The organism is Nonomuraea sp. NEAU-A123 (assembly GCF_018603905.1).
In the GTDB taxonomy this organism is placed as follows: domain Bacteria; phylum Actinomycetota; class Actinomycetes; order Streptosporangiales; family Streptosporangiaceae; genus Nonomuraea.
Genome location: NZ_JAHFZZ010000014.1, coordinates 269541 through 281964, shown reverse-complemented (window position 1 = coordinate 281964; position 12424 = coordinate 269541). Strand labels below are relative to the sequence as shown.

The following is a 12424-nucleotide window of genomic DNA, read 5'->3' as shown; positions in this document are numbered from 1 at the left end:
CATCGGCCCGGTCCGCAGCGAACAAGTCCTGACCGCTCTGCTGTCCTGAATCGACGGCCGGCGGCACTTGAACGACCGATTCACAGCTGATCGTCCGTGCACTACTCTGCCTCTGATTTCACCGAAACGGAGAGCGTGGATGCGCAAATTAGCCAGATCCGGTTTAGTCATGTCCATGGTCGGAGCCATGGTGACGGCCGCCATGATCGCCACCGCGCCGGCCGCGTCGGCGGCGCCCGCGCGGAGCGACGGGCACCGGGTCACCGTCATGGTCCACGGGTTCGACCGCGAGGCCGACATCAGCTGCTCCGGCGCGTGGAACAGCGCCGAGAAGCTGCTGAACGCCAACGGCTGGGGCGACGTCGTCACCTTCGGTTACTACAACAACGCCACCAACTGCGACCTCAGGCTTCAGGGGACCACCGACACACGCATCCAGGAGGTCGGCCGCCAGTTCGCGTGGACCGTCTACTACCTGTACTCCAGCCATGACGTGGCCATCGACGTCGTGACGCACTCCATGGGCGGCCTGGTCGCGAAGGCGGCCATCGAAGGCGTCAACAGGTACGGCGTGGGCAAGACGCCGCCCGACCTGAGCGGGCTGACAGTCGACAAGAACAACATCGGGGCGACCGTGTGGCCCAGTGACTGGCCCCCGTTCCTGTACATCGAGGACATGGTCACGTTCGCCACGCCGCACCAGGGCATCGGCAGCGCGGTGGTGACCGCGTGCGCCGTCACCCACGAGCAGTGCAGCGACATGCGTCCGGGCAGTGGCTTCCTGAGCTGGCTGGGCAAGCAGCCGCAGTCCCAGATGGGTACGGACTACACCTTCCTCGCCTCGGAGACCGACGACACCGTCAGCGCCAAGTCGGGGACCAACGACCGCACCGCTCACCATTGGGGCCTGTACAGCTACAACACGGAGGGTGGCACGCTGACCCACACCTCCATCAGGAACACCTCGACCGGCCAGTGGCAGGCGTCGTACGGCGGAGAGTTCAGCGACGATGGCCAGGGCACGTACCCCGCGCCACTGCCGCGAATGGCGGACGGCCTGTACGACCAGCGCGCCCAGTAGCCGGTCAGTAACCAGGAGGTCCGGTCCCCCGGCTCGCGCGAGCCGGGGGACTCATGCTTTCGCCCGAGGCGCGGAAAGTGCGCCGGTACGCCGACGGGGCGCGACCCTGCGCCTGCCGAAAATTCCATCCATGCAGTTCAAGCGGCATGTGAGTACTCGTGGAGTACGCCACCGAGCCGGTCTCGTCGGCGTATGTCCAGGTCGGCGATTCGCCTGGGGTCTGTGATCGGGGCAGCGGTCGAGGGCCGTGCGGGATCGCCCCCACCGTGCCGGCCGGGCAGTTCAGCCCCGCAATCGCCATCCGGCTGATCGACGGCACGTGAACCGCTCCGATTCGTCATGGGCTTGTCCGTATCATGCCGAGCGGCCGATCGTCTCGGGGAGAACGGGGTGTGCGAACGGGACGCCACGGACGTACCTGTCCAGCTCGTCGAGGGCCGAATGGGCCAGGCGGCGCAGCTCGCCGCCTGCCGAGCCGGCGATGTGCGGGGTGAGGAGGACGTTCGGCAGGTCGTACAGTGGCGAGTCCGGCGGGAGGATCTCGGGCTCGGTGACGTCGAGCACGGCGTCGATCCGGCCCGAGACCAGCTCCTTGGTGAGCGCCGTCATGTCCACCAGCGAGCCGCGTGCGGTGTTGATGAGCGTGGCGCCGTCGGAGAGCAGCCCCAGGCGCCGGGCGTCCAGTATGTGGCGGGTCTCGGGCAGCGCCGGGGCGTGCACGGAGATCACGTCGGAGGCGGCCAGCAGCTCGTCGAGGCCCACCAGCGGAGCACCGAGCGCGGCGGCTCCGGCCTCGTCGAGGTAGGGATCGTTGATCAGCAGGTCGAGGTCGAAAGGGCGGAGCAGGTCGAGCACGCGGCGGCCGGTGTGAGAGGCCCCGATGATCCCGACGGTTTTGCGGTAGTTGCCCAGTGAAGGGAAGTGCGCGGCCCAGTCGAGGGCGCGGCGCTCGGCGCGGTAGAGGTCCCTGATGCCGAGTACCCGCTTGCCGGCGAACAGTATCGCGGCGACGGTGTACTCGGCCACAGGGAGCGCGTTGGTGGCGGCCCCCGACGAGACCGCGATGCCGCGTTCCCAGCAGGCGTCCGTGATCAAGCTCTTGACCGTGCCCGCCACGTGGACGACGGCGCGCAGATCGGGTGCCCGTCGCAAGACGGCCGCGTCGATGGGCGGGCAACCCCAGCAGGTGACCAGGATCTCGGCCGAGGCCAGCTCCGGCACGTCCGTGAAGTCATCGACGACCAGACCGGGGTCGACGTCCACCAGGCGGGTGAGCCGGTCGAGTCCGTCCGGCCCGAACAGGCCGTCCATGAATCGTGGCTCCATGGCGAGCAACGCGCGGGGAAGGGTCACTTGACGGCTCCCGTGGTCATGCCCGCCTTCCAGTAACGCTGCAGCACCACGAAGGCGATGACCAGCGGCACGACGGCCACCAGCGAACCGGTGATGGCGAGCAGGTAGTCCTCTGGGTGGCCCTGGTTCAGCGACGTGGTCTGCCAGGTGTACAGACCCAGGTTGAGCGGATAGAGATGTTGATCGGTCAGCATCACGAGCGGCAGGAAGAAGCTGTTCCAGATGCCGGTGAACTGGAACAGGAAGATGGTGACGAAGGCCGTGCGGAGCATCGGCAAGCCGATGCTGACGAAGGTCCGCAGGTCACCGGCGCCGTCGACGCGGGTCGCCTCGATCACCTCGGCCGGCACGTAGGCGGCGCTGAACACCCTGGCCAGGTAGACCCCGAAGGGGAAGACCAGGCTCGGGAGGAAGACGCCCCAGAAGGTGTTGACGATGCCGGCCTTCGACGCCAGCAGGTAGATCGGCAGGGCCATCGCGCTGGCCGGAACGAGTACGCCGAGGAGGATCAGCCCGAAGATCTTCTCCTTGAGCGGGAACGACAACTTGTCGAAGGCGTATCCCGCCGCGACACACAGCGTGGTCGCGATGAAGGCACCTCCCACGGCGTAGAGGGCGGTGTTGCCGAGCCACCGCAGGTAGATGCCGTCGTCCGCGGCGAACAGGTGCGCCAGGTTGGGCCCGAGGTCGAAGGTCCGGCCGAAGGTGAAACCGTTGGTGCCGAACAGGTCGCGCATGTTCTTGGTGGCCGCCATGAGCAGCCACAGCAACGGCATCACCGTGTAGAGCATGGCGAGGGCGAGCACGCCGTTGACCGCCGTACGTGAGAGCAGGCGCGGCATGAGGCGGGCACCGGGCTTCCTGTGCGGTGTGGAAGCGCGGACCGCCGGTGCGGACGTGGCGGTGAGGGTCATGGCTGCGTCCTCCGGGCGGAGAATCGGGTCACGATGAAGGACAGGACGGCGCCGAGCAGGGCGAGCAGGATCGAGGCGGACGCGGCCAGGCCGTAGTCGTGGTTGTCGAAGGCGGCCCGCATCGCGTACATGCTCGGGCTCCAGGAGCTGCCGATCTCGGTCGACGCCCGGTAGATGACTTTCGGCTCGGTGAAGAGCTGCAGCGCGCCGATGACGGTGAAGAGCACGTTGAGCGCGATCGCCGGGCGGATGAGCGGCATCTTGATCCGCAGGGCGATCCGCAGCCCGCTCGCCCCGTCGACCGTCCCCGCCTCCAGGACGTCCCTCGGGATGGCCTGCAGGGCGGCATAGAGGATGACCATGTTGTAGCCGATCCACTCCCAGGTGGAGATGTTGACCACCGAGAACAGGGCGTGGCCGGCCGACAGGAAGCTCCATTTCACGCCGGCCGACTCGAGCAGGTCGATCACCGGGCTGAGCCCAGGCGTGTACAGGTACACCCAGATGATCGCGGCGATGAGTCCCGGTACGGCGTGCGGCAGGAAGAGGCCGAGCTGGAAGAAGCGCTTCGCCCGTGCCATGGCCGAGTCCAGCAGCAGCGCCAGCACGAGCGCACCCCCGATCATCACCGGGATGTACAGCAGCACGTACGCCGCGATGACCAGGAAACTGTCGCGGAACGCCGCGTCGCCGAGCGCCCGGCCGTAGTTGCCGAGGCCGGTGAAGAAGGTCTCGACGCCGCCGAAACCGAGGCCGGAGCTGCGCTCGGTGAACAGGCTCAGCCACGCCGCGTACACCAGCGGCGCGATGGAGAAGGTGAGGAAGAGCAGGAGGAACGGGCCGATGAGCAGGGCGGCGGTGCGCCCTTGCCGCCGGAGCGGGCGGGTCGCCACGGCATCTCCTTCACTGGTCGAAGGCGGTGTCCGCCTTCCTGGGCGGACACCCGTCCTGGATGGCACTACTGGGCGACGCTCAGGCCGCGGCTCTTGAAGTCGGCCACGGTGGCCTGCTGGGCACTCGTGAGCACGTCGGCCAGCTTCGCCTCGCCGCTGGCGACCTTGCCGAGCGAGTCGGAGATCGTCGTCCCCGTCACACCGGCGCTCGGCCCCCACGTCCAGCCGGCCGGCACCGACTCGTACGCCTTGGAGACGACGGAGAAGATGTCCTGGCCTGCGAAAAAGTCGGTTTTGAAGGCACCGGTGGCAGGCAGCAGGGCCGGCGCGGCGGGCATCATGCTGCTGGTGCCGCTGGACAGCCAGGCCTTCATGCCCTCGGGATCCGTAGTGATCCACTTGATGAACTCGAGGGCCTGCTCGGGGTGCTTGGCGCCCTTGGGGACGGTGAAGGCCGAGCCGCCGAGCATCGCCGAGGCAGGCCGGCCGTCCAAGCTCGGCATCGGTGCGATGGCCCACTTGCCCTTCTGGTCGGGAACGGTGGACTGGAGGCCGCCCGCGCACCAGTTGGCGCAGAGGTAGGAGACGACCTCACCCTTCTGCACCGCCTGGAAGAACGCGTCGTCGCTCGTCGAGTTGTACGTGCCGACCAGGCTCTTCAGGACCAGGTCGTTCCAGTACGCGGCTACCTTCTTGGACGGCTCGTCGTCGATGGTCACCTTCCACGACTGGCCCTCGGTGCCGTACCACCGTCCGCCGCCCTGCCAGGAGAGCGCGGCCACCACGCCGGGGTCGGCGGTCGCGAAGATCCCGCCGCGGGCCTTCGGATCGGCCTTCTTCACCTCCTCAAGGAGGTTCGTGTAGTCGTCCCAGGTCTTCGCCGGCTCGAGCTTGTGCTTGTCGAAGAAGTCCTTCCGGTAGAAGAACACCAGTGGGGCCACGTCGCGCGGGATGCCCCACGTCTTGCCGCCGAGGTTCACCAGCTGCTGGACCTGAGGGGGGAAGTCCTTGGCGACCACCGGACCCGCCGTCTCGGTGAGGTCCTCCAGCTCACCCTGGCTGACCACATCGGGCAGCTGGTTGTACTCGACGATGGCCACGTCGGGAACGTTGCCGGCCTTCACCGAGCTGGCCAGCTTGGTGTAGTAGTCCCCGCCGCTCGGCACGTTCTCCCACTTGACCTGGAAGTCCTTGTGGGTCTTGTTGAAAGCGGCGGTGACGACGTCAGAGGCCTTGACGAAGGAGCGGAACGTGATGACGTCCGGCCCCGGCTTCGCACCGGCGGCACCCGAATCCGTGCCCCCGCATGCGGCGAGTGCCGGCAGCGACACGACAGCACTCGCGAGGAGGGCCGAAATCCGCAGGCGTCCAGGCTTCATGTGCACCATCCAGGGAGGGAGTGAAGATGGCTGCAATCATTTGATTTCGAATGAAGCCTGTCAATGCGCTTCCGAGCATTGATCAGTTACAGTTGCGTTACAGCGATGGAAAACAAAAGAAAACGAAAGGATGGATCAGCCGAGAGACGCACCGCACGAGGCCCGGATCCGGAGCCTCGGCCGCAGCAGCTGCGCCCGCAGCGGCCGGTCCGGATCGTTCAGGCGATCGACGAGCATCCGCACGGCCGCGGCCCCCACCTCCTCCTTGGGCGGCGACACCGCGGTCAGGGGGATGTCGGCGAGGGCGGCGACCTCGTCGTCGTAGGTCACGATCGCCAGATCCTCCGGTATCGAGACCCCCCGGCTGCGTAGCTGCCTGACCAGGGAGAGAGCGTCCATGTCATTGTGCACGAGAGCGGCACGCACGCCCTCGTCCCTGATGACGCCCAGGAGATCGTCGACGTGCTCGTCCATCGCCGTCTGCTCGCCCGGGGCGGCGCGCGGGAACATCCGCACCGGCCCCTCCCGCAGGCCGAGTGAGCGCTGGGCGACCTCGTGCCCTTGGCGTATCCACGGGGTGGTCCTGCTCTCGCAGGCGAACAGCGCCACCTGCTGGTGTCCCAGCCCGGCGAGATGGCACGTGGCCAGATAAGCGCCGTACGCGTGGTCGGTGACCACCTGCTCCGCCTTCGGGATCGACCAGCCCGCCTGCCGTTCGACCAGGACCACGGGCAGGTCGAGCTGGTTCACCCACTGCTCCGTGGCCGGCGAGAGCGTGGGGTTGTCGCTCGGCGTCAGTAGCAGCCCGTCCACGCCGGAGGCCCGCAGCTGCGCCACCTGGCGGCGGTCCTCCTCCAGGTCGTACCGGGAGACCGCGAGGGTGATGCGCACGCCGAGCTCACGTGCGGCCTCCTGCGCGCCCCTGATCACCGCCGGGAAGTAGTACGCGGTCTGCGGCACGAGCATGCCGAGCACGTACGGCTCGGGCCGTGCGCGCTCCCTGTCCTGCTCGCCGGCGGCCGGCTCCTCCCCCTCCCGCGCGCGCTCCCGCGGTGGCGCGTCCGAGACCGACACGGCGCCGCCGTGCACCCGGACCAGCAGCCCGCGCCCGGCCAGCTCCCGCACGTCGTGCCGGATGGTGACGGCCGAGACGCCAAGGCCGGCGGCCAAATCCGCCACCTTGACCGAGCCCTTACGGCTCAGCTCTCGCAAGATCGCCCCGTGTCGTTCCTCAGCCAGCACGTGGAGGCTCCTTCCCGTCAGTGTGTTTCATTCGTCATCGTACCGCTGACGTTCATTTTCGAAAGCGAACGATTCCACTTCCGGGACGGCCCACGGCCACCCCGCCGGGGCACGCGTCGCGTTCGATCTCCATGACGAACCACACATACAGGCGTTTGAGGAACACGGTGTCCACGTGAAGGAAGTCACCGGCCAGAATGCCGGAGGCCCGCGCGGCAACTGACGCCAGGTCGGTGAACCACGGCGTGGAGCAAGTATGCGTGCGGGCTGATGACGCCCGCACGCCAGACTCGTCAGGGAAAGGTCGTCACGGTGGCCGGGACCGTCTCCGCACCCTGCGCCGGCCCGCCGGTGTTGTTGATGACGTGGTTGTAGCGTCCCTTCCCGCCGAGCGACACCACCAGCAGGCTGTGGAAGTGCACCCCCGCCTTGACGGGTGCCTCGAAGCCGTGGTCCACCTCGATGGTGGGGTCACTGGTGAACACGCAGTAGCTGCCCATCCCCCAGCCCTCGTGCTGGTTCACCGAGTCGGCCACTTTGTAGGCGGCCCAACCCTTGACCGAGCCGTTCATGTAGGCGCCCTGGTTGGGCGGATCGTAGGGCAGTTCGTTCTGGAAGAAGATGGTGCGGCCACGCTCGCCGAACCACTCCACGTTGTACTTCTGGTAATGCTCGACGAACAGACCGGTGGCCAGCACGTCGTCGCCGTAGACACGCAGGCCGTAGTCGGCGGGGTTGGCGTCCCAGCCGACACCCTCGCCGTGGTCGGCGCGCCAGATCCAGGTGTGGTCGATGACGGTGTCGTCGGCATGCACGGCGACGCTGACGGTGGCCTTGCCGGCGAACTGGCCGCCGATGCGGACGAATACGTCCTGGACGGTGATGGGGTCGGCGGCGTGGTCGGTGTGCGCGCCGACCTGCCCGACCTCGAGGAGGACGGGTGAGTTGACCGGTCCGGCGTCGATGAGGAGGCCGGCCAGCCGTATCCCATCCACGTCGGCGACCTTCATGGCGACGACGCCGTTGCGCGGGACCAGGGTGGCCACGCCGAGGCCGAGCACGATGGTGTCGGGCCGGTTGACCTCGATGGTCTGGTCGAGCTGGTAGATGCCCGGGGTGAACAGCAGGTGCAGGCCCTGGGCGAGCGCCTGGTTGAGGGTGGCGGCGCTGACGCCGGGCTTGGCGACATAGAAGCGGCTGAGCGGGATGGACGTGCCCGGTGTGGGCCCGCCGGCCCAGGAGACGCCGCGGGCATTCATCCGCTTGCTTGGCACGTACACCGCGTAGTCCTGGCCGTCGAGGTACAGGTAGGGCTTTTCACGACTGACGGCGGTGGTGTCGAGCGTGGTGTAACGCGGCTCGGGGAAGCTGGTCGCAGGAGCGCCCTGCACGCCGGAGAAGGTCATGTTCCACACGCTGTTGGACCAGCCGCCGATGGAGCTGTCACGGGTGTACCACTGCTGCTGGGAGTAGGAGCCGACCTGGCCGTCGATCTTGCTGTCGGCGATGTAGCCACCGGAGGCCCAGCCGTACCCGCTGGGGGCCAGGTTGAGCGCGCCGCGGATGTGCATGCGGCGGAACGGCGCGGCCTGAGCGACCGCCCACCGGTTGGTGCCGTCGTACGGTGTGACCGACAGGTTCTCCGCCGAGCGCCAGAAGTTCTGGGTGGCGTTACCGTTGAGCCAGCCCGCATCGACGCTGACGCCCTTGACGGTGACGTCGTCGGGGTTGCGGCCCAAGCCGTGCACGGAGGTGTAGAAGCCGGTGTTGACGTTGATGTCATAGCTGCCTGGCTTGAACATCAGCGCGTAACGGCCCAGCCCGAACTGGGCGGCCTCCTGCTGCGCGAAGATCTGGTCGATCTGCGCCTGGATGGTGGCGGCGGGCATCGACGGGTCGAAGACCTTGACGTTCGGGCCGAGGTCGCCACCGCCGGGCAAGGAGGAGCCGCCGTCCTGGGTGTGCACGCCGAGCTCCCAGAGCGAGTAACCGTAGCCGGTGCCCCTGGCCGTGCCGTACACACGCAGGTAGCGGCCCTCGCCGCTGACGTCGTAGGCGGAGGTGCCGCCGACGGCGCCGGTGACGGTCTTCAGCGTGGTCCACGCCGAGCCGTCGGGTGAGGCCTGGATGGTGAAGTCCTTGCCGTAGGCGGTCTCCCAGGACAGGTCGACCTTGCAGATGTTCTTGGTGGAGCCGAGGTCCACCTGGATCCACTGCGGGTCGCTGGAGAGGCTCGACCAGCGGGTTCCGGGGTCACCGTCGACCGCCTTGGCCGCGGCCAGGTCGCCGCGTTCGGCCGATGAGGCGACGGCCGGACGGCCGAGCGCGGCGTCGGCGGCCGAGCATGCGGCGGCGCGGGCGGGCGCGGCGGCCATGAGTGGGACGGTGAGCAGGCTTAACAGAGCCGCCAGGGCGGCCGATCTCGATCGCATCATCATCCAATCAGCGGTAGACGCCGAACTCCCACAGCGAGTAGCCGAACGGCAGGCCGCGCTGTGTGAGGGCGAGCCGGACATAACGGGCCGAAGCGGTGAGGTCGAAGCTGTCGAACCCGCCGTCACCGTTGGTGACGGTCTTCAGGTCGGTCCACGTACTGCCATCGACGGAGCCCTGCAGCCGGTAAGCGCGGGCGTAGGCGGCCTCCCAGCCGAGCTGCACGTGCTTGATCGGGGTGATCGCGCCCAGGTCCACCTGGATCCACTGGGCGTCGGACCACTCGCTGGCCCAGCGGGTGGTGAAGCTGCCGTCGGTGGCCCGGTCGGGGGCGAACGGGCCGCCGTCGCCGGTGGGCTGGTAGCTGGAGGCGGTGGTGGGCTTGCCCTGGGCGACGTTGACGCCGGCCACGGGCGGCGGGACGACACGGAAGGAGCGCTGCTCGATGCCGACGTTGCCGTGGCCGTCGTAGGCGTAGACGTAGACCTTCCAGACGCCGAGCTGTTCGGGCGCGGTGACGGTGAGCCGGTCAAGCGCGCTCTGGGTGAAGCGGGCGTGCCGCAAGGCGCGGTTACCGGTGACGTGCTTGTCGCTGAGCATCACGTGGTAGCGGATCAGGTCGCCGTCGGGGTCATTGGTCTGGGTGTCGAGGGTGAAGGTGCCCCCGGCCGGGACCGCGGTCTGCGAGTTGACCGTCATCGACGTGATGCGCGGCGGGGTATTGCCGGTGGGTTGCCCGGTGTAGGCCTGCTTGAGAGCGTGGAAGCCTTGCCGCCGCCAGCCGCCCGGGGTGACGTTCAGCCAGACGCCGCCGAAGTCGTTCTCCACACCGTAATGGAACATGGTCGCGCCGAGCGCCACCCCGGTGTGCCCGCTGATGGCGTTCCAACTGGCCGTGTACATCTGGCCTTTCCGCAGGTCGGTCGGCTCGTCAGGGACACCGTTGACGTCGTTGGGGACCTCCCACTCGCCGTCCGGTCCCGCCTCGGTGACGATGTACGGCTTGCCGTACCCGCCCTTGATCCAGTCGTCCTTGACGGTGTCGACGGCGCCGTAGGAGTTGACCGCGAGCAGGTCGAGCGCGGGCGAGTAGGCCTTGTAGTAGCTCCAGGCGTGGGTGTAGGCATCGGTCGAGGTGACCGGGTGGTTGGGGTCGGCGGCGTGGATGGCTACCGCGAGCTCGTCGACGAACCGCGCATAGGCCACGCGACGTTGCTCCACGACGTCGGCGGGCAGGCCGTGGTCCTGCATGGTGAGGATGACCTCATTGCCGACGTCCCACATCAGCGTTCCCTGGTGATTCTTCAGCGCGTTGACGCGGGCGACGATCTCGTTCTTCACCGCGCTCTTGTAGGCGGTGTCGTTGGCGTAGTCGGCGCCCTGGTTGAGCCAATGGCCGATGATCACCTTGATGCCGTTTCGAGCGGCGGCATCCAGCAGCCCGGGGGTGTTGGTGTCGTCCACGCCCCAGATGCGGATGGTGTTGACGCCCATGGCCTTCAGATCGCGCAGGTAGCCGTCGGCGGCGGCCTGCGGCGGGCCGTAGGTCAGACCCTTGATCTGGTACGGCTGGCCGTTGACCGCCAGTTGCCAGTTCCCGTTGCCGCCGGTCACCTTGACGACGCTCGGCCCGGCCGGAACCGGCGGGTCGGTCATCGGGGCGGGGGTGGCACCGGACTGACGAGAGACGGACACCCAGTCGGCGCTCAGCACGCCGCCCGAGGCCGTCTCGGCTGTCGGCGTGGTGAAGCCGGCGATGGCGTTCGGCAGCGAGCCACCGATGGCCAGGTCCAGCCGCAGGTAGAAGCCGTGGTGCACGGCCGCCTGCCAGGCGGCGACGCCGACCTGGCTCTGCCGTACCACCCAGGTCTGCTTGCCGTCGAGGGAGAAGCGGATCTCCTCATCGGTCTTGGTGCGGTCGATCACCTGCGAGAACTCGTGATAGCCGGACGCGCAGCCGCCGCAGGTGGCCAGGCCGCTGGTGCGGCCGTTGTACTCGTTGCACACGCCCTCGGGAGCGGTGCCGCAGTGCAGGGTGCTGGAGAACTCGTCGGCGCCGTTGACGCCGGCCATGATGTCCGTCTCGCCGACACCCGGCCAGTTGGTGTAGTTGCCGCGGTAGGCCGCGCCGGTGGCGCGGAAGCCGGGCCAGTAGCCCAGGCCGTTGGCGACGTCGGGCAGCTTCAGCCGGGCGCTGAGGCGGACCATCTCGCCGGGCCGGGCCTCGAAGTCGGTGCGCTGGGTCTCGATGCGGCCGGAAGTCCAGTTGCCGGCGCCGTCCCTGAGGGCCTTGATGGTCAGGTGGCCGTCGCCGTCGAGGCTGAGGTTGGCGGTGGAGTCGCTCATCGTCTCGACCTCGCCGGTGCCCCAGTTGGCGGCGCCGCCGGGGTAGGAGGTGCCGGTGCGCTTGATCCAGTTGGCGGTGGCGGGCGAGGCGCCGGCCGGACCGGTGAAGTCCTCGCGCCACACCTCGCTCCAGTCGCCGGGCTCCTGGGCGTCCGCGGCGCCGTACACCTGGAACTCCCAGAGGGAGTAGCCGCGGGCGGTGCCGTACATCCGGACGTAGCGGGCGGTGCCGTTGACGGTGTGGGTGTCGATGCCGCCGTCGCTGCCGGTGATCGTCTTCAGGTCGGTCCAGGTGCTGCCGTCGAGGGAGCCCTGGAGCTTGTAGTCGCGTCCGTAGGCGCTCTCCCAGGTGAGCACGATCCGGCTCAGCGTTGCCGGAGCGCCCAGGTCGACTTGAATCCACTGGGGGTCGGCCCAGACGCTGGACCAGCGGGTGTCGGCTTTGCCGTCCACCGCCATCGCCGCGGTGGTGCCGGCGCCCTCGATGGAGGAGGCTGTGGCGGTCTTGCCCTGCGACAGCAGGGTCTCGGCCACCGCGGCGGCGGTGGCCGAGACCGGGCCGAGCCCGGCCAGAGCCGCCATCAGGACGACGATCAGGCCGAGCCGGAATCGGGCGGGTAGCACGTTCGCTCTCTCCTCAAGGGTGGGGGGTGCCAACGTAGGAGAGCGCTCTCCGAGCCGGAGACTCCCTCCTGATCGAGGCTTCGTCAAGGCCCAAATTTTTGCAGGACTGAAATGTCCAGGTCATAGAGGTGTAATGAGAGCGTGCGGTTTCACACCGCC

Annotated in this window: 9 protein-coding genes; 2 read left to right on the top strand and 7 right to left on the bottom strand. The window is 68.3% G+C overall.

Features of this window, described 5'->3' with window-relative positions:
* The first annotated feature begins 169 nt into the window (after positions 1-169).
* Together KLK06_RS37575 and KLK06_RS37570 are read left to right on the top strand one after the other, a co-directional pair.
* Positions 170-1081 (top strand): hypothetical protein, encoded by a 912-nt coding sequence (locus tag KLK06_RS37575; protein ID WP_214640397.1) that lies wholly within the window; start codon positions 170-172, stop codon positions 1079-1081.
* Positions 1082-1239: 158 nt separating this feature from the next.
* Positions 1240-1404, top strand: coding sequence for a hypothetical protein (locus KLK06_RS37570; protein ID WP_214640396.1), 165 nt, complete (start codon positions 1240-1242; stop codon positions 1402-1404).
* Between the two features lie 31 nt (positions 1405-1435).
* Here the strand turns inward: KLK06_RS37570 and KLK06_RS37565 are convergent, their stop codons facing one another.
* The 7 genes from KLK06_RS37565 to KLK06_RS37535 form a co-directional block, all read right to left on the bottom strand.
* The gene (locus KLK06_RS37565) at positions 1436-2434 is read right to left on the bottom strand and encodes a hydroxyacid dehydrogenase (RefSeq protein WP_214640395.1); all 999 of its coding nucleotides are present in this window, start codon (positions 2432-2434) and stop codon (positions 1436-1438) included.
* Entirely contained in the window at positions 2431-3348 is a 918-nt protein-coding gene (locus KLK06_RS37560; RefSeq protein ID WP_214640394.1) for a carbohydrate ABC transporter permease, read from the bottom strand. Before KLK06_RS37560 ends, KLK06_RS37565 begins: the two co-directional genes overlap by 4 nt.
* A complete protein-coding gene (locus tag KLK06_RS37555; protein WP_214640393.1) occupies positions 3345-4241 on the bottom strand; it encodes a carbohydrate ABC transporter permease in 897 nt (298 codons plus the stop codon). The genes KLK06_RS37560 and KLK06_RS37555 overlap by 4 nt, the downstream gene beginning before the upstream one ends.
* Positions 4242-4306: 65 nt before the next feature.
* Positions 4307-5620, bottom strand: coding sequence for an ABC transporter substrate-binding protein (locus KLK06_RS37550; protein WP_214640392.1), 1314 nt, complete (start codon positions 5618-5620; stop codon positions 4307-4309).
* A 135-nt stretch (positions 5621-5755) separates the two neighbouring features.
* Complete coding sequence (locus KLK06_RS37545) at positions 5756-6862, bottom strand: substrate-binding domain-containing protein (RefSeq protein WP_214640391.1); 1107 nt, start codon at positions 6860-6862, stop codon at positions 5756-5758.
* Positions 6863-7155: 293 nt separating this feature from the next.
* On the bottom strand, positions 7156-9237 hold the full coding sequence (locus tag KLK06_RS37540) for a discoidin domain-containing protein (protein ID WP_250906609.1): 2082 nt from the start codon (positions 9235-9237) through the stop codon (positions 7156-7158).
* A 67-nt stretch (positions 9238-9304) separates the two neighbouring features.
* On the bottom strand, positions 9305-12265 hold the full coding sequence (locus KLK06_RS37535) for a discoidin domain-containing protein (protein WP_308168622.1): 2961 nt from the start codon (positions 12263-12265) through the stop codon (positions 9305-9307).
* Between the last annotated feature and the right edge of the window lie 159 nt (positions 12266-12424).

Bases quoted from the DNA above. Each gene is read 5' to 3' on its own strand.
- KLK06_RS37575 (WP_214640397.1), top strand. From the start codon at position 170: ATGTCCATGGTCGGAGCCATGGTGACGGCCGCCATGATCGCCACCGCG.
- KLK06_RS37540 (WP_250906609.1), bottom strand. From the start codon at position 9,237: ATGGCCGCCGCGCCCGCCCGCGCCGCCGCATGCTCGGCCGCCGACGCC.
- KLK06_RS37560 (WP_214640394.1), bottom strand. From the start codon at position 3,348: ATGACCCTCACCGCCACGTCCGCACCGGCGGTCCGCGCTTCCACACCG.
- KLK06_RS37550 (WP_214640392.1), bottom strand. From the start codon at position 5,620: ATGAAGCCTGGACGCCTGCGGATTTCGGCCCTCCTCGCGAGTGCTGTC.